Here is a 24265-nt window from a genome sequence, read left to right as displayed (position 1 = left end):
TTAGGCGGTCAAGCTGCGGCAGCGAGGATGGACTCGGGGCGGGTGGGGAAGGCGATGGTTTCGTCGTAGTGGACGCGTTGGTCGAGGCAGTGGTGCAGGCACCCGATCATGCGATTGAAGAGATTGCGCAGAGCTGAGATGTGGCGTTCGCCGTGGGTGCGTCTGCGGTCGTAGTGGGCTCTGGCGCCCGTTGAGGCCGTCAGGGAAGCGAACGCCCAGACGTAGCCGGCAGCCGCGAGACGCTGGTTCTTGATCCGGCGGGCTTTGACAGAGATGCTCTTGCCGGATGCCCGGGTCACCGGTGCGGCTCCGGCATAGGACTTGAGGGCCCTGGCATCGGCGAAGCGGGATCGGTCGTCTCCGATCTCGGCGAGCACACGTGCGCCGGTGAGGGAGCCGAGCCCTGGAAAGCTGGTGATGATTTCCGCGTCCGGGTGTGCCTCGAAAGCCTTCACGGAGGCTTCGGCAAGCTCATCTGCGCTGGTGCAGGCAGCGTCTAACTTCCGCATCAGTGTCAGGGCCTGGTGGCCCATCGCGTCCTCGACCAGCGGGAGCTGGCGAATCTGCGGGGCCCGTAGGGTCGCGTGCAGGCGTGTGACCTCAGCCTCGATTCCGCGTTGGCGTCCGGCCTTCTTCAGCACGGCCTGCAGCTGGGTTCTGGTCAGTCGGGCTGCTCGGGCCGGGGTGGGTGCGGCTGCCAGCAGTGCGCGGGCCACGGGTGAGCAGAGTCCGCCGAGGATTGGCTGGACGGCGGCGAGGTAGCCGGGGAAGTATTCGCGCAGGTGGGACGAGTTTGTTGGCAGCCTGGGTGCGGTCCCAGACTGCGTCTTGTTGCGCGCGAGCCAAAACAGCGATGGCCTGGGCGAGCTCGGTGTCCGCGGGCATTGTCCGGTGTACTGCGGCGTCGGTGCGCAAGATGTTGGCGAGGACCATTGCATCGAGGTGGTCCGACTTCTTGCGGGCGATGGTGTGGCGTTCGCGGTATCGGGACGCTGCCATCGGGTTGATCGCGTAGACGGGGCGGCCGGTGGCTCGCAGGCAGGCCACCAGCAGTCGTCGGGTGGTTTCAATGGCCGCTGGTATGCGGGTCTCGGGAGTGTCCCCATGTTCGGCCAGGAGGTCGAGCAGTTGTTGGAGGCCGGTGGCGTCGTCGCTGATCCTGGCTCGGGCCACCAGCGTGCCCTCGGTATCGATAAGGGCGATGTCGTGATGGTCGCTGGCCCAGTCGATGCCGCAGAAGATTTTCATTGGTTGTCTCGTGCCCTTCCCGTCAGTTGCACCTCTCACTTGCTGGTCACAGCGGTGGAGGCACGCGACTCCCTAATGGAAGAGCTCCGCCGGCCCAGCATCCGATTAGCCGTTCGTGACCCCAGCTACCCCCGAGGTCCTCAGTCTTTTCAGGAGCTCGAAGACTCCTGGTGAGCTGGGAGGTGTTCCTCGCGAGGGGCTCAGACCACGAACATCCTCGCCTCAATCGCATACGTGCCGCCGCCACGACACGGGGCTGGTGAACCCGTCTGATCAAAGGGCTCCGAACCCGGTGGTGCTTCAGGCTTCACCAGCCCCGTAACTCACCATTAGGTGATGCTTGCTGCCCGTCCTGCCCCGGTCAACGGGGCTTCGTCCCGTCTTGGAGCCCCTTTTAACGCGCGGATGTGGGATCCGTCGACCGCCGCCCGGGAGAAGTCCAGGGCGTTCGCGTGGCGGAGCTTGGCGAGGAGGACCTTGTGCAGCCGGGACCACACACCGGCCCCGGTCCACTCGGCCAAGCGGCGCCAGCACGTCATGCCCGATCCGAAGCCGAGCTCCTGCGGCAGGTGTTCCCGAGCGATCCCGGTATGCAACACGAACAGAATGCCCTGGAACACCAACCGGTCCGGATGTCTCTTCCGCCCGGGATGGTGAGTCCGACGCTCGACCTTCGGCAGCAGCGGTTCGATCACCGCCCACAGCTCGTCATCGACGTTCCACGGCTTCGACCGAGCCACCCCACACCCCCGGATCAACAGTCCCGGAGTGATCCAACCACCTCGAAGATCATTTCGTTGGGAGTTCTAAGTCCGCAGGTTCCACGACCGGCTCCCGCGCCGCGGGGCCGTCACTTGAGGATGGGCAGCAGCATCGGCCGGTCCAGCACCATCGGGTTGATCGCAGATCCTGAGGGGATCAGCAGCGGCGGTGCCGCGTCGGCACGATCGAGCGTCATGGATCAAGTGTGGCCGCCGCCATTGACATTGAGGCAGATTTTTCGCGCCAGGGCTGGCCTGCTTGGACTTGCTTCAGCAAGCGATGACTACGAGGCCCATCCGGGCAGTCCCCACGGGCACATGCGTCCTGTTTGGCGACGCGGACACGAGCGGTGGCCCACTGATTGGCACCGTGCTCAACGTCTTGCCTGCAGGTGGCACGGTCCCCGACAGAAGCGGCTCCGGGCTCGTTGAGGCCGCAGCCCCAGCAGACGACTCGATCGGCATCTGCTGGGCAGGGCAGGCGGTGCGGATCCCGCAGCGGGAGCAAGCGTGCTCCGTGTCGCGGTCCAGGACGTCCGTACTGGTGATCCGGGTCTGTGTGCGGCAGAAGCCGCAGCCCACGTTCATGGGCCGGGTCCAGTCGACGTGTCCTCGGTCGACGGTGAGGGTGTAGTCCGCGGAATCCGGCTCCCCGATCAGCCCGCACGCCGTGCACGCGAAGTACGGCGTGCGTTCCTCTCGGGGGATCTCGGTCACCGGGAATCTCCTCCAGGGCAGCTACGCGTCACAGGTTCTGTCACCGCTTGGTGGTGTAGCTGCCCGACCTCGCGCGAATCGTCCACGCCTGACTGCGACTTGGGCAACCCTATCGGCCCGGGCTGACTGTGGTGGGGGCTCCGGGGCGCCTGAGGCCGGGCCTGCCGACGTGGGGCCGCCGGCGGAACAGGCCGCGAGCCCGCCGGGTTCCTGCCCGTCGACCTATATACGGACCTGGCCCGGCTGGGTCTGTGTCGCCTTCGTCCGTGTACTCGCGGATGATCGTCGGATGGCAGCTTGCCACCCACATGCGCACCGAACTCCCGCTGGATGCCCCGTAGATGGCGCTGTGGCGGCGCGGCATCAAGAAGGGCTCAGGCCTGATTCATCACGGCGACAGGGGCAGTCAACCCGGGGTGCGGGGCTTCGCTGCCCCGATACACGCGACCGCGGAGACGGCCGCCCCGTCCACTGACGGCCGGCTCCGCGTCCGGTCACTCCTCGGCGGCGGCGAGGGCGGCCAGTTCGCGGTCGACCGCTAGCTGGTGCGCCTCGGCGTCCTCACGCGCCTTCTTCGGGCTCCAGCGACCTGCCATCACGAAGACGAAGGGCAGGAAGAGCACCTGGCCGCCGACGCAGATCCACCACCAGTTGCGCCACTCGCCGGGCCCGTCCTTCGACGCCTTCTGGACCTCGGGGCCGTACTCCTGCAGCAGCTTCAGCTGCGGCGCCGCCTTCTGCACGACACCCAGGTTCTCCGCACCGACCTCCTTGACGGCGCGGGCGCCCAGCGCGGGCGGCACCGTGGTCGGGGTGTACTTGTTCAGCTCGGCGAAGAGCTGAGGGTGCGCGTTGACGATGGCCAGCGCGGGCGCAGCCTGCACCGAGGCGGCCTTGACCTCGGTGCCGTGCTCCACGAGCGGGGTCACGGAAGTCACCAGCACCGGGATGAAGGCCGCGGAGACGGCGACCACGATGCGCACCGTCCAGCCCCACACCGCCAGGCCCGCCGCGGTTGCCGCCGGGTTGTGCTTCTCCACGGTCTCGGTGAAGCTCGCCATCCAGGGCGCGTAGGCGATGCCGCTGAAGACGCCGATGCCGATGAACAGCCAGGCGAAGGTGTAGTAGTCGGTGGTCAGGTGGGTGGCGCGGGTGGCGAAGATCGCGGTCACCACGACGGAGCCGACCGCGCCGACGATCATGAAGGGCTTGCGCACCTTCAGCCGGTCCGAGAGCAGGCCAACCAGGACCAGGGCGATGGCGTTCGCCCCCCAGTACCAGTTGGCCAGCGCGTTGGTGCGCTGCTCGCTGTAGCCGAAGGTGGTCGCGAAGTAGACGACGAAGTTGCCGACCGCCGCGTAGTACAGCAGCAGGAACACGGCGATGGCGAAGGCCGAGCCCAGAACGTCCAGGCGCATCATCTGCCGCCACTCGCCGCGGCGCACCGCCTCGGTGTCCAGTCCCTTGGCGCGCGCCTCGACCAGTGCCCGGTCCCGCAGCGACACCATGGTCTGGTCGCGCAGCGCCGGGGACAGCTCGCGCAGCGCGAAGATCGCGACGACGAAGACGACGAACCCGGCGATCGCCGAATAACGCAGCTCGTCCTGCCAGGTGGCGCTGTCGAGGGTGTTGCTGGTGACGGTGGTGACCACCAGAGAGCCGATGACCGGGCCCATCGTCCAGTACCCCATCGCGGTGGCCCGGCCGAGCTGCGGGGAGAAGTCCCTGATCAGCGCAGGGGTGGCGACCAGCACGATGCCTTCGATGAAGCTGACGAGCGCGAAGAGCACCAGATAGGTGGTCTTGTTCGCCGCGTTCGGCAGCCCGAAGAAGACCAGCAGCGCGGCGATCAGCAGCCCGTAGACCACCAGATTCGCCCGGCCCCAGCGATCCGCAAGACCGGCCACGAGCGAGGCGAAGGCCCCGATCGCGTTGCCGATCACCGAGACCCAGACGAAGTAGCGGTACGTCATGTCGAAGTGCGTGATGATCGACGTCGCCACCGCGTACTGGATGTACAGCATGTAGTACAGGACGACGGTGGTGACGACCACAATCGCGAGATAGGCCATGCGGCGACCTGTGGGCGGGTAGTCCGGCAGGTCACGGCGGTACAGCCAGGCCAGCGGGCTGCGGGCGTCCACGGCGGGCACATCGGGCGCGGGTCTGTCGGCGTCGAACGCCGTCGGAGTGGCGGACATACGGCTCCTCCTGGGGATACGGAAACCGGGTGTTTGTGTCGGGGCGACGGGGGCGCGCTGCGGCCGGCTCCGAGAGCGTGGCCAGAGGCTAGTACCGACTAGTCGGTATGCCTAGGGGTCTGCGCAAGGTTATTCACCCCGTTCATCACCCGGCCGCCGACGGACCCCAGCGAAGCCGTCCAGAGCGACGAGCAGATCCGCAGCCGTTCTCATTCGTTGGTACCCACACCTGACGTGAGGAGCGGACAAGAGCCCCCTTCGCTCCCTTGCTCACCGATGTGCGAGCGAGCCCCCGGACCAGTCGGCCTGTGACTGAGCGCCCGACTTGGCGAGTTGAGCAATCTCGGCCGTACAACTGTCTGTATTGGTTTCGGGCGGAATCAGCCCCCACGTCCGAAGCTACTTCGGATTTCCGGCCCAGCCTCCAGATATGACCGACGAAGCCCATCAGGTGTGGCTAGAAGGCCAGCCGCCGCAGGTGCAGCGCCAGTTCGAGCCCGTCCCCGAAGCAGTCCGGGCGGAGCGGGCCCGGCGACGCCAACTCCGCACCGCCGTGACCGAGCACCCGATGACCGAGGCAGAGGCGGAGGCGTTGACCGAGTTCCTCGAGGATTGGCGACGAGACGGCCTCGGTCAGCCCGTCGAACTTCCCTGCGGGCATGCCGGGCGCGGCGACTGCGAAGCGGGCTGCACAGTCCCGTAGGCCCGACGAAGCGGCGTGCTTAACTCACCACATCGATTGCAAACCCGCCTCGTCGGTTGCTCAGTCACACCGCCCGGGTGTGACTGAGCGCGCTACCTGGCGGGTTTCGCCATGTAGAGCGCTCAGATGCAGCGACGGACCGATCCAGCTACGGCGCTCAGCTAACCGGTCCGGTTCTTACCTCGGGTTTCACGGGGTCCAGGTGGAGGTGAACCGATTGCGTCGGACCTCTGGCAGGTGAGGGCGTCGGGCAGTTGGCTCTTGTCCTCATTGATGCCGACCGCGCCGGTGCTCTGGTTGTAGGTGAAGTACACCGAGCCGGTGAGGTCCTGCGCGGTGGACACGCGCCGGGGTCTGCTGCAGGTTTGGGTGACAGGTTGACCTGCTCCACCTCTCAGGTTCCAGTTCTGCTGGCTAACTGACGGCCTTCACGAAAGGCTGCCGGACATGCCCCGCGCTTACCCCGCTGAGTTCCGCGCCCGCGCCATTGCGTTGGTGCGGGCAGGAAAAGAACAGAAGCAGACCGCCGTTGACCTCGGCATCCATCCGGTCACGTTGTCGAAGTGGTTGCGCCAGGACGACATCGACAACGGCCGGCGCCCTGGCAGGGGCTCGGAGGAGTCCGCAGAGCTGCGTGCAGCGCGGCGACGAATCCGCGAGCTGGAAACCGAGCTCGAGATCGTCCGCAAGGCCGCCAAGTTCCTCGGCGAGGACAAGCCGGCCCCAAAAGGCTCTACCCGGTGATCGACCGTCTCGTCGATGCCGGGGCACCGGTCGACCGATGCTGCCGGATCCTCGAGGTCGCCCGGCAGAACTACTACAAACACAAGCGCACCCCGACCACACCGCGGCAGCTGCGACGGGAGTGGCTGACCGGGTTGATCCGGGAGGTCCACGTCGCCTCACGCGGCACCTACGGCTACCGCCGCGTCCACGCCGAGCTCACCCTGGGCATGGGCATCCAGGTGTGCTCGAGGACCGTGTCGGTGCTGATGACACAGGCCGGGATCTACGGACTGCCCGGACCGGTGCGGATCAAGCGCCTGCGGGGTGTCGTCACCGCCGATGACCTGGTCAACCGGAAGTTCCATCGGCTGCGTCCCAACGAGCTGTGGGTCACCGACATCACGCAACACCGCACCACAGAAGGGTGGGTGTACTGCGCGGCGGTCCTGGACGCGTTCAGTCGCAAGATCGTGGGCTGGTCGATCGCCTCCAGACAGGACTCCACCCTCGTGGTCAACGCGTTAGACATGGCCCTCCGTAACCGGCGCCCCGAACCAGGCGGGATAGTGCACGCCGATCACGGCGCCCAGTTCACCTCCTGGGTCTTCGGGGAAAGGATCCGCTCCGCCGGGCTCCTGCCATCGTTCGGCACGGTCGGAGACGGCCTGGACAACGCGATGATGGAGTCGTTCTGGTCCTCGATGCAGATCGAGCTGTTGAACCGCAAACGGTGGAAGACCCGGGTCGAGTTGGCGAACGCGATCTTCGAGTACATCGAGGTCTTCCACAACCGACAGCGGCGCCACTCAGCACTGGGCTACCGCACCTCGATCGAGTACGAACTACTCTCCGAACAAGACACCATCTCCGCCGCCAGTTAGCCACCGCAGCTGGAACCCAAACCGTGGGGCAGATCAAGATGTCACCCGATCGTGCAGCAGACCCGAGCGGAACCGGCCAGCCACCACTCCAGAGATGACTACACGGGCTGAGTGCGCGTACTCATGCGCACCCTGCGACCGGCCCGGCAAGGTGTGGCCATGACGGACGCACTCCCCGAACCTCCACCTCGGCGCAGATGGCCCTGGTCAAGCAGGACCTCTCTCGCCTCGGACGTTGCCGCTGGGCTTGTGTTGTTCATAGTCGAGGCTGTTGTATTTGGGGGGAAGAGTTTCGGCTATGGCATGCAGATATGGGCTGCGCAGGGGGCGCAAGCGGAGATGGACGCGTCGCGACTCGCGAGTATCGCCTGGACGGAACAGGTCCTCTTCGCCACGCTCCTCCTTGCCGGGCTCGCAACGCTGACCCGCGCACCGTGGACAGTGCTGTCGCAGCTCCTCGCTGCCGGAACGCTGGCTCTGCTGCTCGTGCTCTCGCAGCACGACTACGACCGCACCCACCCACGCCCTGCGCCTACCCCGCGCGTCGGGTACTCGCCCTGCTATAGCGGCAGCGGGACCTGTCACTGAGTCGCACAGCCCCGCCAACTCGGATGCTCACTCGCCAACCGAAGCGCTCAGTCACATCACACCGAGGCTCGCGGGTTGTACGGCGACAACTACAGGTCAAATTCGATGTGTTCCACGTCGGTGAAGCGCACTTCTTCAAGGCTTCCGGCGCGGCGCCCGCCGTCCTGGAAGTACACCTCCTTGAGCGCCTCGGCGGCGATCTCCTGCAGGCGCTGGTCGCCGGCTCCCTGCTCCTGGGCCTCGAAGAGGCGGGCGGCGTACTGCGGCGGGAAGGCCACGGTGAGGTGGCGGATCCGGTCCTGGTCCGTCGACCCGATCGGCGCGGTGTAGCCGAGGCGGGCCCGGGTGTCGATGACGATGCCGCCGGTGGTCGCCGCTTTCTCCCGGGCTTTGGCCCGGATCTGCGGCTGCCACCGCTTCGTCACCTCGCGCTCCAGGCGGGCGGCGAGACCAGGGCGGGGCTTCTTGATCTGGTCCTTCACGTACCGCTCGACGGTGCGCTGGGACACCCGCAGCATCTGAGCAACGGCCTTCGTCCCCTTGAGCTGCTTGACCAGATACCGCATCTGCGCGCCGGCCGACTTCGGGATCGGGCGCGTGAACGCCTTCTGCACCGCCTTGTCCAGGCCGTCCCCGAACATGCTCATCTCTGCCTACTCCCCGTTGTCGGCATCGGTGACGGTGCCGTCCTTGATGTACCGGGCGAGGTTGAGCTCGGGGGCGTTGAACTGCTCGCGGACGCCTTCGCCCCACAGCACGCTCTGGGTGCCCTCCCACTTGACCAAGCCCGGGTTCACCCCGAGCCTGAAGCCGCCCGGCAGCGGCTTGCCGTCCCGGTACGGCAGGAAGTCCAGGGGGCTCTCGCCGTCGGCCGCGTACACGACGCAATCGGAGAGGACCGCCACCGGGTACTGCCCGGTGAACGCAGCGTGCTTGACGATCTTCCGGTGGAAGTTGATCCGCGTGCGGGAGATGACCGCCGCGCGGATGTCCGGCCGCCACGTGGGCCGAGACAGCGCCCGCCACGGCTCGCCCGGTCGCCAGCCCTCACCCCGGGGCCGCTCGCGCAGCTTGCCCAGGCCGCCCTTGACCGTCGCCTTGACCGCGGACACCACGATCGCCAGCTCCGGGTCACGGCTGCGGTAACCGTCCATCGCCGCCAGGAAGTCGGCCGGCGACAGGTCCGCGTGCACGCCGAGGTCGGCCATCGTGGCGAGGTAGGCGTCGCGCAGCCGATTGTACCAGGCGTCCAGGTAGCGGCCGTTGTCGTACCGCACCCACGCCTCGATCGGGCGCACCTCGTAGCCCAGCTCCACCGCGTACGCCACGGTGGGCGTCGCGTACCAGGCCGGCCCCGTCGGGCGCTCGCCCTTCGGCGTGAACGGGCTCGGCAGCAGGCTGCCGTCCAGCTCCACCCACTCCTTGCCGACCTTCACACGGGACAGGTCGACGTGGGACAGGTCGACCAGCCACGAGCCGGGCAGCTTCGGGTCGAACACCGGGTTCTTGACCTGCGTCGGCTCACCGAGGCCGACGACCAGGCCGTTGGCTCCGGCGGCGAAGGCCATGTTCACGTCGATGCCCACCAGGTGCCGCTTGGTGCATTCGGCGTCGGTGAGAGGGCGCGCCCAGTCGTACGCCTCCTCGAACAGCTTCTCGCCGGGGCCGCGGACGTGGAAGCGAGCCAGGTCCTTGAGCAGCGGGTGCCCGTCCGGGGCCTCGCACGGCGCGCAGTCCACCGGATGCTCGCCCAGCGAGCCCGGCGTCTTGGCGTCCGCTTTCCGGAACGCGCCGGTGGCTTCATCGCGCACGGCGTGGGTCGGCGGGTGCAACGCGGTCATCAGCTCCAGGCCGGTCACGGCGGTGGAACCGCGCGGCGTCATCACGCGGGACGCGAACACACCCAGGAGCCGGGCGAGTTCCGCCGGCGGGAGCTGCCCGGCCTCGCCCCAGTGGCGGGTGTCAAGCGCGTGCCACGACGGGATGCACAGCTGCACACAGGCCCGCTCCGAGCCCTGCGCCGGGCGGTAGATCCGCGCCCACGGCCCGAACCCGCGCTTCGTCAGCTTCCACTCCGCGCGGACCAGCTGCTTGATGACCTTGTGGCCCTCCGGGATCCGCCCGGCGAGCCGCTCTTCCTCGGTGAGGGCGACCGGCAGGCCGTAGCGCTCCAGCGCGGACTCGGTGAGCACGAGCAGCGGGTCGGCGTCCTTGCCCGGCCCGGACAGCTTCGGCTGTCCCAGCTTCGCCTCCTTCAGCGTCCAGTCGACCAGTGCCGGGATGGACTTGGCGGGCACGTCCAGGACCAGACCGTCGACGCAGTACGCGACGACGTTGCCGTCTTCGACGTCGACGACGGCCAGCGGCCCGTTCTCGAAGCGCGGGTCGGCGCCTGCCGGAGTGTTCGCCGGGGCCGCCTTCTTCGCGCCCGGGCGCCGCGATGTCGCCGACGGCCTGACGGCGCGCACCGGAGGGGACGCGGCAGCCGCAGCCGTGGTCTTGGCGGGGCGGGGCCGGGTGTTCTCTTCAGCCGGCAGGGCCGCAGCCCCGGGCGCCGGATTTGCGGACACAGTCCGCGCCTCCGCCGGGGCGGGGACGTCGGTGGACGTCTCGCGCACCGCCGTGTCCTGCACGGGCGCGGTGGCGTTGGGTGCGGCGGGGAAGCGTGCGGCCAGGCCGTCCAAGAGGCGGGCGTAGGCGGCTCGCTTCGGAGGCCGGGGTTCGCTGCGGCCGGTCTCCCAGTTACCGACGGACTCACGCCGGGCATCCAGCGCCTTGGCGATCTGCCCCTGGCTGAGGCCTGCGGCTTCCCGTAGACGCTTGCGCTCCGCCGGGGGCGGCAGGGGGTCCTGGGCGACCTGTTCCAACAGCGCGTCGACCGCGCCGAAAAGCGCGTCTTCCTCATTGGGCACAGCGCTCACCTCCGCACCCCACCCTACTTCAATCACTCATGGATTTATCCTCGATTTAACGCAGATCGCTCATTTTATCGAGGCGGACAGCGGGCGGCTGCCGGGGCAGATGGGTGCGCATATGGTCCGCCGACAGCTCCGGTCTGCACTGTCCCACCGACCAGGCCCCGACAGTGCTTGCAGATCGGTGCGCGGTCTCAGCGTGAATACAGAGCTACTTGGCCACGACAGAGAGGAACCGCAAGCCCTGCGCTTGGCAGGCCGTAGCTCTCACAAAGCGCAACCCGACGCCCGCTCCCCGGCGCTTCCAATCTGGATTGATGGGTGCGTCGCGTCCGCGGTTGAGCTGCGCCATGAGCTCACGGTTATCCGCTTCGCGCCAGGTCGGGCGACAGCCGACCTGGCGGGTCCCTCTCGTCGCGAGTGCCTCCCGTCTGCGGAGAGGAAACGTTCCCCACCGTTTCGGTGTCTCATGAGACATCGTGAGGTCTGCCTGACATGCAAGATCCCGTGTTCATCGGGGCGAACACGGGATCTTTTGTCGCGATGGTGTTGAGACAGATGCTTGGCGTCAGAGCGGGGCCAGGATCATCAGGATTTCGTCGCGATCATCGCCGGGGGCGAGGCGAAGAGCGCCCGGCCAACGACCGATCTCCTTCCAGCCCAAGCGGCCGTAGAAGTCCTCCAGCCCAACGCCGCCGCGTGCAGCCAAGTGGAGTTGTTCCAGCCCCATCTCGTCGCGGGCGATGTCACGAACGTGATTCATGAGAGCAGCCCCGATGCCGCGGCCCCGCAGGCCCGTCCGTGTCTGGACATGGTGGAGCGTCCCCCAGTGGGAGATGACCTCAAAGGGATCACGCCGAACATTCAGCCACCCGGCGAGGTTGCCGTTGATCGATGCGACCACGAGGCGGCTCGTCTCAGGGACAAGACCCTCGATGAGGGAGTCGACCGCAGGGGCGGCCTGGCTCGCGTCGATGGGCGGGAAGGGGAATCCTGCTGCTCCGCCGGCGTTGGTGACCTCAATCCAGCATCCAATGAGTGCTTGCCTGAGTTCCGGCGTGACGTCACCTGGGGCTGTGACCTGTCGCAGGTCGAGGGGTCCACTATTCATGCAGGAGATCCTTGCACCCAGCACTGACAGTTCTGGGTGGGTCCGGGATCAGCATGGGCCGATCGTTTCGGTTCGGGAGGCGCGTCGTTCGTCGAGCGCGATGACGGCGCCGCGTCCGGCCAGTTCCTCACGGAGGCCCGCGTTGTCATGGTGCAGGGCGGCGATCACGGTGGCTGCTGCGTCAAGGCGGCCCTGGAGCTGGGTCCGCTCACGTTTCAGTTCTTTCAACTGGCGTCGGACTTCGCCGAGTTCGGTGTCTCGACGGGCTTCTCATGGGGTGCGTGCGCCGGTCGCGGCCGTCCGCTCGTTCCACTCGGTGAGGATGTCGGGGGCCCGGTTCATTGTGGCCCTGCTGACGCCGGCTTCTCTGTAGAGGTTTTCCTTGATCAGGCGTCCGTCGGTGCGGGTGGGCTTGCCTGCCAGGAGCCGTTCCATGGCGGCTCGCAGGGCTTTCTCGGCTTGGCCGGAGACGCGGGTGCCGGTCATTTCTCGGCCCTCCGGATCACAGATCGGACGTCGTCGAGGTGGTGGTTGAGCTGATCTCGGCGGCATCGGGGGAGCTTCGGTGTCTCCAGCAGGGTCAGCAGGCTGGTCTCCTCGCTTCGCCAGATCTTCAGGTGCTCGGGGGTGATCACGCTGTTGGGGCAGCGGCCGGGCTGGCAGCGGTCGATCAGGGGTCCGGTGTGGCCGGGCGGGATGACGGCTTCCTCGATGCACTTCGCCCCGTCGGGCCGGTTGTGGACGCGGTCTGCACGGGCCCGTACTGGACGACGGTCGGCGCCGTGGCGACAGTCGGCGCCGTCAATGGCGGGGGGTTACCTGCACTGGCCGAGCCACCGGTGGGAGTCGGCTGTACCAAGTGTCTGGTGGCGCAGCGCAGTCCACACCGTTCGCGCAGGCGTTGACACGGCCCGCTGAGCCGTCACGGCCGTGGTAACCCCAGGCGATCAGGCCACGAAAAGAACAGCAGCGGTCCCATACAAAGATGGGGCGATACGCCGGAGCACTGTCCTGCTGAGCAACCTCATCCCCGATCCACCAGCGCCCCCTCGTACTTGCGGTGTGTTGAAGCTACCGCGCCCTGAGAGGTGTTGAAGGCGGTTTGCCCCTTCTCGCGACCGAGGCGCAGTTTCTTCCGAAAGCACGGCTGGCTCAAGCGCCGGATGCTCGATCGAACGCTACCCCGCCAGACGGGAACCGGCCCCGGCCGACGGACGAGTGTCATCGCTCTCCGGTCCGACTCCAACACCACCCCGAACTCGGACTCAGAAAGCACCCACAAACGCCAACACCCACACACCGCCAACGAGCCCCGCCCCTATACAGACTCGACCCCAGACAGTCCCGGCAACCACCGGGGGCCGCGCGCTTCCCGAAGGAGCCGGTGCCGACCTACGAACCCCTCCCCCAGTCAGCCGACCGCAGCCTTCCCCAGCTGTTCCCGGTGCGCCCGGGCCCTGGCCATCAGCCCGTCGAGCGTGTCCCTGGTCCGCACGAGGTCGGCGATGTGCGTGGAGAGCCGCTCGCGCTCCAGTGCCATCCGCTCCAGCGCAGAGTCGGAGTTTTCCTCGCTGGGCGCGTCGACGCAGGGCAGCAGCTCGGTGATGGTGCGGCTGGACAGGCCGGCGGCGTACAACCGCTGGATGAACGCGACCCGCTCGACCTCGCCCTCCGTGTAGTGCCGCTGCCCGCTCGGACTACGGGTACTGGTGAGCAGCCCCTGCTCCTCGTAGTAGCGCACGGACCGGACACTGACTCCGGCACGTGATGCGAGCTCCCCGATCCGCACAAAGTCCTCCCGGCTGAGTTCTGCGTCACAGACCCTTGCCTCTGACGTCAGTGTGAGGTTTTAGCGTAGCCGCCGTGCCCGAGGTGCGGGCACGGCGGAACGCGAAGGAGTCCCGACATGACGACCCTCTTCACCAGCTACCGGCTCGGCGGCCTCACGCTGCCCAACCGGATGGTCATGGCCCCGATGACCCGGGTCCGGGCCGCCGCCGGTGGCCTGGCGACGTCGTCGATGGCGACCTACTACGCCCAGCGGGCCACAGCCGGGCTGATCGTGAGCGAGGGCGTGCAGCCGAGCGCGATCGGGCAGTCCAACCCGGGTACACCGGGACTGCACACCGACGAGCAGGTCGAGGCATGGCGCCCCGTGACCGCCGCCGTCCACGCCAACGGCGGCCGCATCTTCGCCCAGCTCATGCACGGCGGCCGGGTCTCACATTCCGACACCACCGGCCTGCAGCCGGTCGGGCCCTCAGCCGTCCCCGCCGTCGGCGACGTGTTCACCCCGACCGGACTCCAGCCCGCCCCGACGCCGCGCGCGCTGGACACCGCCGAAGTGCCGGAACATGCGCGGTCGTACGCCGAAGCCGCGCACCGCGCCGTCGACGCGGGCTTCGACGGCGTGGAACTCCACGGCGCCAACGGCTACCTGATCTCGCAGTTCCTCTCGTCCAACGCCAACCTGCGCACCGACCGCTACGGAGGCCCGGTCGCCAACCGGATCAGGTTCGCCGTCGAGGCCGTCGCCGCCACCGTCGAGGCCGTCGGCGGGGACAGGACCGGCATCCGCTTCTCACCGGGCGGGACCTTCTGGGGAGTTCAGGAGAGCGACGTCCGCGAGCTCTACACCGCGCTGCTGACCGAACTGGCCCCCCTCGGGCTGGCCTATGTGCACCTCGAAGCCACCGCCGACGAAGAAATGCTCGTCGCCCTGCGGCGAGCGTGGCCGGGCACCCTCGTCATGAACCCCGTCCTTCCGATGGGACCGAAGCAGACCAGCCGGGACGACGCCGACCACTGGCTCGGCCTGGGCGCCGATCTCATCAGCTTCGGCCGCGCATTCCTCGCCAACCCCGACCTGGTCGAGCGGCTGCGGGGCGGACTTCCGATCGCCCCCGTCGACGAGGCCACGTATTACCAGGGCGGTGACGCGGGCTACCTGACCTACTCGGCCCACCAGTACGCGGGTTGATTCCGAGCTGCGGCGAACGAGCGAAACCAGCGCGGGCGGTGGTGCTCAGCCTCGCTCACGAGCACTCCCGCCAGCTGCCCCAGCCCTGCACTCACGAGAGTGGAACACGTCAGGCAGTACCGGCACCCCGACGCCAGAGGCGCCACCCGCAACAACGACACCTGCCCTCGGACAACCTGGCGGACCAGACCAGCTGATTCCTTTCCAACGGTCCGGTGCTGTCCGGTGGACTCGCTGGGTTTGTTCGAGCGCGGGGCCTGATGCCTCATGTCACCCGCTGACAGGCCCGTTCATAGAGCGGCGGGTGGCCCCGTGCTCGTGGTGGTGGCGGTCGCACAGGCCCGGGCGGACGCCTTCAGATCAACAGGCGAGCAACGCCTCGTCTCAGACCGCGCGGCGCCCGGGGTCCTCTCGACCGCCACCACCGTCAACAACCATCGCCCTGAGCACTCGCTGGTGTTGGTGGTGCGAGCCACCACACGGTGACCTCTCAAGGCTCGCGAGCTACTGACGCCAACCGACGGAGCCGGGTCTTGGGTGCGACCGCGCACCCGACCGCTTCCCGGGTGGTGCAGGCCGCAAGGAATCCGGTCATGGACCTCGAGGACGCGGGCTGCCAGGCGCGGTTCCTCATCCGGGATCGGGACGGAAGTTGCCTCACCTGTTCGACACCGTCCTCGCAGATGCGGGGACCGAGGTCGTGCTCAGCGGCGTCCGGATGCCGCGGATGAACTCGATCATGGAGAGGTGGGTACGGGCCTGCCGCCGCGAGCTGCTGGACCGGACCCTGAATCTGGAACCAGCGCCATCTGCTCCACGCCCTGCGGCAGTTCGGAAGGTTCTACAACGGCCATCGGCCCCATCAGGGCATCGCGAACGCCGCCGCACTGCGCCCGCTGCCCGCACCCCTCGCCGATCCGGCGAAGATCACCCGCCTCGACATACGTCGGCACGAACGGCTCGGCGGCATCCTGCACGCGTACCCATATACGGGGTGACCAGCGTGGATGGGGTTTACGGCAAGCGCAGGCCGGAGCGGCGGCGCACCGCGGACGGCGACAGCTGTTCACGACGCCTTCGTCACGAAGCGTTCGGCGACGGCCAGGGCGGCCGCCATGATGCTCAGTTGCGGATTCACCTCCGGACAACTGGGCAGCACGGAGCCGTCTGAGATCAGCACGCCGTCGACGCCGCGCAGGCGCCCGTCCGGGTCGGCGGGTGACCGCTCGGGGTCGGCACCGGCAGCCGCCGTACCCGTGGGGTGAAACGCGGACACATGCAGATGCCGCGCGGTCACCGTGTCCAGCAGCGCCTCGAGCTGAGCCGGGGTGCGGGCTCGCGGCACCTGCGGTACACCGGTCAGCACCTCCTCGGCGCCCGCCGCGAACAGCAGGCGGCCCATGGCCCGTTGGGCCCGGAGCAGGCGGCCGGCGTCGCGCGGCGCCAGATCGTAGCGCAGCAATGTGCGGTCCCTGCCGAGGACACGCCCCGAGGGCCGGTCGGCGATCATGGCACCGAGTGTCGCCAGCTGATCCGTCCCTTCCAGTTCGCGGCGCAGCTCGCGTCCGATACCGGGCAGTACGAACGAACTCATGCCTGCCGGCGCCGCGGTGGCTTCGATCAGGATGCCGTCGTCGCGCAGGTGCTCCACGCCGACGCTCTGCAGGACGCCCTTCCAGCCGGTGACCGGGCGGCCGAAGCGTCCCGCGACGCTGATCGCCGGGTGCACGCTGAGGTTGCGGCCGAGCCGCGGGTGTCCCCCGAGGCCGGAGCGGCGCAGTAGCGGCGGGGTCTGCAGGGCCCCCGCGGCGACCACGACCAAGGGGCTGAGGATCTCCAGTTCGCTGCCGTCCGGGCGGCGAACCAGCACCCCGGCAGCTCGTGGACCGCCCGGCCGGTCGCGGTCGACGAGGATCCGCCGGACGCGAGCGCCGGTCACGATGCGAGCGCCGGACGCGCAGGCCTCGGGAAGCACGGACAGCTGGACGCTCTGTTTGGCACCGGTGGGGCAGCCGACGACACACTGGCAAGAGCCCCTGCAACCCGGGGCGTTGCGACGCAGGGGTGCCGCGGCCCAGCCGAGCGCCTTCGCTCCGGCCAGTGCGAGCAGCCCGTTGTTGCCCAGCACCTGCAGCGGCTGGGGTGCCACCTGCAGGGTGCGTTCCACCTCGTCGAGGTGGACGTCGAAGCCTTCGGCCGCCGCGAAGCCGTGATGGTCCAGCCAGCGGGTGAGGACGTGGTCCGGTGTGCGATAGCACGTTCCGGAGTTGACGACAGTGGTACCGCCGACCGCGCGGCCCACGGGCACGACCAGCGGGGGGCTGCCGAGGGCGATCGTCGCGCCGCCGTCCCGGTACAGGTCGGTGAAGCGGTCGAGCGGGGCCCGGCGCCCGAACGACGCACTGGTGTGGTGCTCCCCCTCCTCGAGGACGACGACACGCATCCCGACGCGGGCGAGTGTCCGGGCGGCCATGGCTCCGCCGGCGCCCGAGCCGACAACGACGGCGTCGGCGCTCGAACGCGTGGGCCAGTCGCGGGACGGCGTACAGTCGAGCGGCGGGTCGTCGGGGCCGGACGCCAGGGGCGCCGGGCGGTGCTGATGCAGCGTCCGTTCGGTACCGGCCGCCAGCAGCAGCGGTACTTTGACCGCGTCCAGGAGCGGCAGCAGGGCCCGGTGGGAACCGAGCGAGCCCATGACCTCCTCCCGTTGCGCCGCGCTCAGCGCGGACAGCCGCCTGCCCGTTCGGGCCACGGTGTAGGCGTCGATCGCCGCGGCCGCGGCGCGCACGGCCGTCCGTACCGGAGCGGGCATGGCGTCGAGCAGCATCTCGGCCCTGCGCGGCACGGCCCGAGTCCACGCGGAGGTGCCGTCGTCCGCGAGCAGGGCGGCGGCAAGTCCCGCCAAGGCGGTGGGACCTCGGGAGTTCATCGGTCGCCGACCTCCGCGTGCGCGGTGCCCGACAGCCGCCATACAGCCTCCCGCCGCCATGTGCCCCACCAGCGCTCCAGGCTGACCACCGCGTCCGCCCTCTCGCTGTTGCGGCAGACCGCGGTGGAGCCGTCGGGGTCGGTGTAGCCGAGCGTCAGTGTCTGTTGCGGCGGCTGGGTAACCGTCACCTGTATGCGGCTCAGGCCCGCCCTGCCCTCGACCCGCCACTCGGGCAGGCGGATGTCCGCGCGGAACCGGCCGATGCCCGCCCAGCCCACGGCAGAGCGTTCCGCGCGCCGAGGCCAGGTACGGCCGTTTCGGTGCAGGCGCAGGAAGACCAGGGGCGGCAGCCTGTCGAGTCCGCGTCGCATGGATACCGCGGCGATGATTTCCAGGACGTCGCCGCCACCCAGGTCGGCGTGGAGCCAGGCCCAGCGGCGGGCGTTGCCGTGGCCGTAGATGCGGGCGCCGGCTCCTGGAGCGTCGTCCAGCCGCAGCTCACCGGTGCCGTAGCGGATGGTTCCGCTGTAGCGGGCGCGGGCGGCGGGGAGCATGTGTGAGGCCGGCAGCCAGGGACGTCGCCAGGACCAGCGGGGGAAGGTGTGAAGCGGCGGACCTTCGGGGCTCTCGGTGAGTGCCCAGGTGAACGTCCCGGCGGAGCCGGTGAGCCGGCCGGGTCGGACGCGGATGCCCTCGGCGGTGAAGCCCTCCGGATGCGCCGTCCAAGGTACGGGGCCGAATCGTGTGTGTTCGGCGGGGCCGTCCTTGGGGAAGACGGCGATCCAGCCGTGCGCGTAGGCAGCGGAACCGTCAGAGGGCGCCACCAGTTCGTGGTGCAGCCAGATCCCGCTGTCGGTGGCCGGATCGGTCAGGGTCGTGTACCAGACCTCGGTCCGCCCCGGTGTGCCGTCCCAGCGCGACGTCAGATGCCTGTCGGCAGGGGACGCGGCCGCACGAGGGAACCGGAAGCTCGCGAGGAAGGGCAGCAGGCCGGTGGCGAGGGGGAAGCGCAGCGTGCCCTCGCCCACGCGGTCACCGTCCTCGTACAGGGTGTACGGCAGTACGGTCAGCGAGGCGAGCGGACGCTTGGGCGACACCGACTTCCAGCCGTCCAGAGTGAGGCGCCGACCTTCCATGGCGAAGGTGATCCGGTAGCGGATCCTGCGGCGCGACAGGGGCGCAATCTCCAGCTCGCCCTCGGCTTCGGCGTCGTCGGCCCGTCCCGCTATGCGTACCCGTCCGCTCACGTGCGCCCGCGTCATGCGGTGGGGCAGCAGCACAGCGTCGGCACGGGCCAGCAGGTCCAGCCGCACAGGGCGGTCGCCGTCCTCGTCGGCCAGGCGCACACGGCCCAGCATGGTCTCCTTGAACACCGTCCCGTGTGAGCTCACAGGGCACCTTCCCGGCGTCCGCGGGAGCGTGCCAGCCCCTCGAGCATGATGCGTTCCGTGGCCGACAGATAGTCGCCCGCGGCGGTGCGGGCCGCCTCCTGGTCGCCGGCGGCCACCGCCTCGACGACCGGTGCCAGACGGTCATGAGCGGCCCGGGGATCCTCGAAGGGCCCGACCAGTGCCCCGCGCACCGGCAGGTACGCGTTGAACAGGGTGTTGGTCAGCAGGACGTACACCCGGTTGCCCGTGGCACGGGCCAGTGCACGGTGCACCTCCACGTCCGCCAGCTGCACGGGCTCGCCCCCCGCCGCATCCCCGACGGCCGCCAGCAGCAGACGCAGTTCGGCGACCTGGGCCGCCGTGGCACGGGTCGCTGCGCGTGCCACGATCAACTCACCGATGCTGCGCCGGACTTCGAAGATCTCACCGATCCAGTCGGGGCTGTGGCGCACGAGCATCGGCAGGAGGTCCGCCCCGCCCAGGCGCAGGAAATCCCGTACCCGGGTACCCACTCCGTGGCGCGTCTCCAGCAGCCCGGCGTGCGCCAGTCGGCCGAAGGCGTGCTTGAGGGAGGTGCGGGTGACCCCGAATCCGTCGGCGAGTTCACGTTCGGGAGGCAGATAGCTCCCGGCGGGATGACGCCCGGCGAGGATGTCCTCGCGCAGCCGCTTCTCCAGCACGTCGACGATCGTCTCGCGTGGCAGTGCCTCCACTCCGGCCCCCAATGGTTCAGTGGTTCAGTGGCTCAGCCACTGAACCACTGTTGATGACACGGCGTCAATGAGAGCGGCCGGGACAGCGGCGGTGCTACGCGCTTTGACGTCGGTTCTTCGCGGTGCCGCCGCCGAACCGGGCGCGGCCCCGGTGACCGCCACGGCGGGCATTCGCAACTCCGCCGAGCAGACCGCCCGGCACGCGACGACGGAGATCCCGGACGCTGTGTGCTCGGTCCTCTCCATCGCAGCCGGCCGCGAGCGCCCCTGCAGCCCGAACTCCGCACGGCGCGGGTGAGGCCGCCCTCGTCGCGATGCGTTTCATGTGAGATGGATTCGTCCGGGGGGGCGGGCTCGGACGAATCGGCGCATCGTTTCCGGAAGAGGCGAACACCGAATGACCATGAAATGGCGGGCCGCCACACCTTTCCGCCGTGAACGGCCCGATCGGATCAGCCGGTGGACGACGGGCTCGTCGGCGAAACGGGACGCGTGTCCGCCGAATTGCCGCCGTCCGTCCCCGGCACCCGCCGCCGACCGGCAACCCGCCCGCTCCCGCACGGCGGTTGGGCCCGTGCCCCCGGTGTCCGAAGGCGCCGGCCACGGCCGGGCGGGCCCCTTGCGTGCACCTGTTCGACTGCCTCAGCGCCGAGCCTGCCGTGACCGACGGAGCCATGCCCCTATGTGACTCCTCCCCCCGGCTGAAGCCGGGGGCTTCTCGCTATGCCGGGTTGGCGTTGCGACGGACCAGCCCGGCCCGTAGAACGTTGGTGGCTCCCACTGTGTCGGCGTGCGCGTTGTGGCCGCAGGCGACGCAGTGGAACTTTTCCTGTGTGGGCCGGTTCTCCTTCGCCATGTGCCCGCATGCGGGGCAGGTGCGGGAGGTGTTGCGGGGGTCCACGGCGATCACTTCCCGTCCGGCGCTTTCAGCCCTGGCGTGCAGGATCGTCAGGAACACCCCCAACCGGCATCGCTGATCGACATGTTGAGCCCGGCCTTGACGGCAGCCCCCGTTGGACAAGAAGGCGCCCGGCCGGCCGGGGCCGGGCTTCGGCGCGGGGGCCTTGCTCATGCTGCGGATCCTGAGGTCTTCGTGCGCGATGAAGTCATGCGCGCGGACCAGACCGAGCGCGGTCTTGTGTGCGTGGTCGAGCCGCCGGCGACGCACCGTGCCGTGGAACTGAGCGACCTTCTCCACCGCGCGCTGATGGCTGGCGGTACGGTCCTTCGCCGTACGTCGCGGGAACCGGGACAGTGCCCGCTGCGCTGCCTGGCGCTTCTGGGTTGCCCGTCGGCCGTGGCGCGGGTTGGGCACGAACCCGCCATTGGAGTCGGCGAGGAAGTTCGCGCTGCCCAGGTCGATCCCGACCACGGAGCCGGTCGCGGGCAGCGGCTCCGGCTGGTCCTGCTCGGCACTCAGCACGACGAACCACTTACGGCCCTCACGCTTGACCGACACGGTCTTGACCCGGCCGGCCACGGCGCGGTGCCGGTTGACCCTGACGTGGCCGACGCCCTGGAAGCGGAGGCGGGTAACGGGGTCGTGCGGGGCGGAGTCCCACGGGCAGCCGTCCCCGTCCTTGGGAAAGTCCACCGTGTCGAACCAGGTCACCCCACGGAAACGCGGGTAGCCCGGGACTGTCGCCGGACTTGGCCCGGCGGAAAAACGCCTGCATCGCCTTGTCGAGACGGCGCAGCGTCGCCCGCTGCGAGGAGAACGACCAGCGGCCCTGACGCTCCGGGTCGAACGCCCTGATCCCCTTGAGCTGCGCGGACTGGTCCCCGTACCTGACGCTCGTCTTCGAGCTGTGGCGATAGGCGTCGCGGCGTTCCTGCAACGCCCCGTTGTAGAGGGAGCAGTGATCCCGCAGCATCTCAGACAGCGCCTGCTCCTGACGGAACGGTGGGCCGCATGAGGAACTTGTACGCACGGATCACCCCAACACCCGCCCCCTCCGGTCGAGTTCACCCAATCCTATTACATTTGCACATTTGGCGTATGTCATCACGCTGGGAACCGGATCCCGATATCCGTCGGGGAAACCACGTCATCTATAACCTCCATGCACACTTGGTGTTCGTCACCAAGTACCGGCGTGAAGTCTTCAACGGCGACATGCTGACACGCTGCGAGACGATCATGCGGGACGTATGCGAGAGGTTCGGCGCACAGCTGCGGGAGTTCAACGGCGAAGGCGATCACGTCCACCTGCTCGTCCACTACCCGCCGAAAATCGCCCTGTCCAAACTCGTCAACTCCCTCAAGGGCGTCAGCTCCCGCTACCTACGCGCGGAGTACAGCGGCCGGATCAACCGGATCGGCGCCGGGCCCGTGTTCTGGTCCCCGTCCTACTTCGCGGGCTCCTGCGGCGGCGCACCGCTGAGCATCGTCAAGGACTACATCGACAGCCAGAAGCGCCCAGCCTGACCGCCACCCCGCAGACCCAGAGAACTCCGGCGCTTCGCGCCTCCAGACCGAGGACCGCATTCCCGCCCGGCCTCAAGGCCCCGATTCCCTGCGAAGAACAAGGGATGGCATCCAAGATCCCAGGTGGGCGCATCGTCGGCGTCGGCATCGTCACTCGTTCGAGTTGCATGCTCACAGCGCGAAACATAACGTTACGGGCAGTAATAGGCCTGTCGCGTGGCATGAGCGCCTAGGTGCCGTGCGACTCCACGCTCGATTCGGTACACCTTTGGTGCAGCCTCGGTGTGCGCACGATTCATGTCCGCGCCGGCGAGTGGAAGTCTCATCGAGGAAGCGCTCCTTCTGCACACTCTGCGACTCCGGACGCAGGAATTCAGGGAGATCCGTCATGCCCGATTTTCTCCGTTCGTATTCCCGTCGGAATTTCATCTCCACATCGGCGACCGTCGCGACCGTGGCGGCGACAGGGGCTTTCGGTCTGCGAGCCTGGGGGGAATCCGGAAAGCCGGTGTCGGCAAGTGAGAGGCAAAGCATCCGCCCGTTCCGCGTGCATATTCCGGAGCAGGATCTGACTGATCTTCGTCGACGCATCAAGGCGACACGATGGCCCGACCGGGAAACCGTCCGCGATCAGTCCCAGGGTGTCCAGCTGGCCACGATGAAGGAACTCACCCACTACTGGGGAACGACGTACAACTGGCGGAACATCGAGGAGACACTCAACTCTCTGCCGATGTACATAACAGAGATCGACGGACTCGACATACAGTTCATCCACGTCCGCTCCCGCCACGCGGATGCCTTGCCGATCATCTTGACCCATGGCTGGCCCGGCTCCATTCTGGAGTTCTTGAAGGTCATCGGGCCGCTCAGCAACCCCACGGCCCACGGGGGCCGCGCCGAGGACGCCTTTCACCTCGTCATACCGTCGATGCCTGGCTACGGCTTCTCGGAACGGCCGACGACCACCGGGTGGAACCCCGACCGCATCGCTCGCGCCTGGGCCGTGCTGATGGAGCGTCTGGGGTACGAGCACTACGTTTCCCAGGGCGGGGACTGGGGTGCTGTGATTTCGGACAAGATGGCCGTACAGAAACCCCCCGGGCTGCTCGGAATCCACGTCAACTTCCCGGCCACCGTGCCGCCGGACATCGCGAAGAAGCTCGCCTGCGGTGACCCCGTACCCGCCGGTCTCAGCCCCGACGAGAAGGCCGCCTACAACCAGCTGGCCGCCTTCTACAAAACTGGATCCGGCTACTCGGCCATGATGGTCACCCGTCCGCAGACCGAGGGATACGGACTGACGGACTCGCCCGCCGGATTGGCCGCCTGGATGTACGACAAGTTCGCGGCCTGGACCTACAGCGGCGGCCACCCCGAGCGCGTACTCACCAAGGACGAGATGCTCAACGACATCACCCTGTACTGGGTGACGAACACCGCGGTCTCCTCGTCGCGTCTTTACTGGGAGAACAACGCCAACAACTTCAACGCCGTGTCCGTGTCCATCCCGGCCGCCATCACGGTGTTCCCCGGCGAGATCTACCAGGCCCCGCGCAGCTGGGCGTCACGCGCTTACCACGACCTCTTCTATTACCACAAGGCCCGTAGCGGCGGCCACTTCGCGGCCTGGGAGGTCCCGGGCATCTTCACAGACGAACTCCGGGCCGCATTCTCGTCACTGCGCAACTCCCAGAGAAAAGCAGGAAAGTAGGCTGTCGACAGAAGTCGCCTTTCGACGAGCGGTCGACGATCACTGAGGTCTTCTCGGCAACGTGATAGTTGCGGTGTGTGACGGGGTGCGGGTGCCCGCTCGCGGTTTAGCTCTGCGGTGCCAGGGTGCGCAGGACGCAGAACTCGTTGCCCTCGGGGTCTGCCATGACCACCCAGTTTCGCTCTGAGCCCTGGCCCACATCCGTCGTGGTGGCGCCGAGGCCGAGCAATCTGGTCACCTCGTCCTCGGTGCTGCCGTC

Annotated in this window: 19 protein-coding genes and 3 pseudogenes; 6 read left to right on the top strand and 16 right to left on the bottom strand. The window is 68.4% G+C overall.

Annotation, left to right across the window (positions count from 1 at the left end; genetic code table 11):
* Positions 1-8: 8 nt before the first annotated feature.
* The 5 genes and pseudogenes from KVT44_RS48185 to KVT44_RS48165 form a co-directional block, all read right to left on the bottom strand.
* A pseudogene (locus KVT44_RS48185) lies at positions 9-1248 on the bottom strand (IS110 family transposase).
* 327 nt (positions 1249-1575) lie between these two features.
* Positions 1576-1988, bottom strand: a pseudogene (locus tag KVT44_RS48180) (transposase); the annotation flags it as partial.
* A gap of 1232 nt (positions 1989-3220) precedes the next feature.
* Complete coding sequence (locus KVT44_RS48175) at positions 3221-4927, bottom strand: MFS transporter (protein ID WP_217574712.1); 1707 nt, start codon at positions 4925-4927, stop codon at positions 3221-3223.
* 457 nt (positions 4928-5384) lie between these two features.
* The gene (locus KVT44_RS48170) at positions 5385-5588 is read right to left on the bottom strand and encodes a hypothetical protein (RefSeq protein WP_217574710.1); all 204 of its coding nucleotides are present in this window, start codon (positions 5586-5588) and stop codon (positions 5385-5387) included.
* A 203-nt stretch (positions 5589-5791) separates the two neighbouring features.
* Positions 5792-5974 carry a hypothetical protein gene (locus KVT44_RS48165; RefSeq protein ID WP_217574708.1) on the bottom strand — a complete coding sequence of 61 codons (183 nt, stop codon included), beginning with the start codon at positions 5972-5974 and terminating at the stop codon, positions 5792-5794.
* 103 nt (positions 5975-6077) lie between these two features.
* Here KVT44_RS48165 and KVT44_RS48160 point away from each other — a divergent pair.
* Positions 6078-7171, top strand: a pseudogene (locus KVT44_RS48160) (IS3 family transposase); the annotation flags it as partial.
* A gap of 189 nt (positions 7172-7360) precedes the next feature.
* The gene (locus KVT44_RS48155) at positions 7361-7825 is read left to right on the top strand and encodes a DUF6234 family protein (protein WP_308314330.1); all 465 of its coding nucleotides are present in this window, start codon (positions 7361-7363) and stop codon (positions 7823-7825) included.
* Between the two features lie 89 nt (positions 7826-7914).
* Here the strand turns inward: KVT44_RS48155 and KVT44_RS48150 are convergent, their stop codons facing one another.
* The 6 genes from KVT44_RS48150 to KVT44_RS48130 all read right to left on the bottom strand — a co-directional run bounded on the left by KVT44_RS48150 (position 7915) and on the right by KVT44_RS48130 (position 13640).
* Positions 7915-8472, bottom strand: coding sequence for an XRE family transcriptional regulator (locus KVT44_RS48150; protein ID WP_190174699.1), 558 nt, complete (start codon positions 8470-8472; stop codon positions 7915-7917).
* Positions 8473-8478: 6 nt separating this feature from the next.
* Positions 8479-10737: a helix-turn-helix transcriptional regulator gene (locus KVT44_RS48145; protein WP_217574705.1), complete on the bottom strand. Its 2259-nt coding sequence runs from the start codon at positions 10735-10737 to the stop codon at positions 8479-8481.
* A gap of 571 nt (positions 10738-11308) precedes the next feature.
* Positions 11309-11851, bottom strand: a complete 543-nt coding sequence (locus KVT44_RS48140) for a GNAT family N-acetyltransferase (RefSeq protein ID WP_190174701.1) — start codon at positions 11849-11851, stop codon at positions 11309-11311.
* Positions 11852-11899: 48 nt separating this feature from the next.
* Complete coding sequence (locus KVT44_RS59145) at positions 11900-12079, bottom strand: hypothetical protein (RefSeq protein ID WP_254650889.1); 180 nt, start codon at positions 12077-12079, stop codon at positions 11900-11902.
* Between the two features lie 42 nt (positions 12080-12121).
* Positions 12122-12337 carry a hypothetical protein gene (locus KVT44_RS59140; protein ID WP_254650888.1) on the bottom strand — a complete coding sequence of 72 codons (216 nt, stop codon included), beginning with the start codon at positions 12335-12337 and terminating at the stop codon, positions 12122-12124.
* A 925-nt stretch (positions 12338-13262) separates the two neighbouring features.
* Entirely contained in the window at positions 13263-13640 is a 378-nt protein-coding gene (locus KVT44_RS48130) for a MerR family transcriptional regulator (protein WP_217574703.1), read from the bottom strand.
* Between the two features lie 117 nt (positions 13641-13757).
* Here KVT44_RS48130 and KVT44_RS48125 point away from each other — a divergent pair, with 117 nt between their 5' ends.
* Entirely contained in the window at positions 13758-14831 is a 1074-nt protein-coding gene (locus tag KVT44_RS48125; protein WP_217574701.1) for an alkene reductase, read from the top strand.
* 1066 nt (positions 14832-15897) lie between these two features.
* On the opposite strand, the gene KVT44_RS48120 is transcribed toward KVT44_RS48125, so the two are convergent.
* Genes KVT44_RS48120 through KVT44_RS48110 form a run of 3 tightly spaced genes read right to left on the bottom strand, consistent with a single transcriptional unit; the run spans position 15898 to position 19864 of the window.
* Complete coding sequence (locus KVT44_RS48120; protein ID WP_217574699.1) at positions 15898-17760, bottom strand: GMC family oxidoreductase; 1863 nt, start codon at positions 17758-17760, stop codon at positions 15898-15900.
* Positions 17757-19151 carry a hypothetical protein gene (locus KVT44_RS48115; protein ID WP_308314325.1) on the bottom strand — a complete coding sequence of 465 codons (1395 nt, stop codon included), beginning with the start codon at positions 19149-19151 and terminating at the stop codon, positions 17757-17759. Before KVT44_RS48115 ends, KVT44_RS48120 begins: the two co-directional genes overlap by 4 nt.
* Positions 19148-19864 carry a FadR/GntR family transcriptional regulator gene (locus KVT44_RS48110; RefSeq protein ID WP_217574697.1) on the bottom strand — a complete coding sequence of 239 codons (717 nt, stop codon included), beginning with the start codon at positions 19862-19864 and terminating at the stop codon, positions 19148-19150. The genes KVT44_RS48115 and KVT44_RS48110 overlap by 4 nt, the downstream gene beginning before the upstream one ends.
* A 103-nt stretch (positions 19865-19967) precedes the next feature.
* On the opposite strand from KVT44_RS48110, the gene KVT44_RS48105 reads away from it, so the two are divergent.
* Complete coding sequence (locus KVT44_RS48105; protein WP_217574695.1) at positions 19968-20162, top strand: hypothetical protein; 195 nt, start codon at positions 19968-19970, stop codon at positions 20160-20162.
* Positions 20163-20585: 423 nt separating this feature from the next.
* Here the strand turns inward: KVT44_RS48105 and KVT44_RS48100 are convergent, their stop codons facing one another.
* Entirely contained in the window at positions 20586-21476 is an 891-nt protein-coding gene (locus KVT44_RS48100) for a transposase (RefSeq protein WP_308314324.1), read from the bottom strand.
* A 387-nt stretch (positions 21477-21863) separates the two neighbouring features.
* Here KVT44_RS48100 and tnpA point away from each other — a divergent pair, with 387 nt between their 5' ends.
* Both tnpA and KVT44_RS48090 read left to right on the top strand, forming a co-directional pair.
* On the top strand, positions 21864-22292 hold the full coding sequence (gene tnpA / locus KVT44_RS48095; RefSeq protein WP_217574692.1) for an IS200/IS605 family transposase: 429 nt from the start codon (positions 21864-21866) through the stop codon (positions 22290-22292).
* A 508-nt stretch (positions 22293-22800) separates the two neighbouring features.
* Positions 22801-24006, top strand: coding sequence for an epoxide hydrolase (locus KVT44_RS48090; protein ID WP_308314323.1), 1206 nt, complete (start codon positions 22801-22803; stop codon positions 24004-24006).
* A gap of 106 nt (positions 24007-24112) precedes the next feature.
* Here KVT44_RS48090 and KVT44_RS48085 read toward each other — a convergent pair.
* Positions 24113-24265, bottom strand: a 153-nt coding sequence (locus KVT44_RS48085; RefSeq protein WP_302832205.1) for a VOC family protein, incomplete at its 5' end; no start/stop codon positions are given.

It is taken from the genome of Streptomyces sp. GbtcB7 (assembly GCF_019091445.1).
GTDB lineage: Bacteria > Actinomycetota > Actinomycetes > Streptomycetales > Streptomycetaceae > Streptomyces > Streptomyces mirabilis.
Note: the sequence above shows the minus strand (reverse complement) of the source record. Positions and strands in the feature narration are given on the sequence as shown.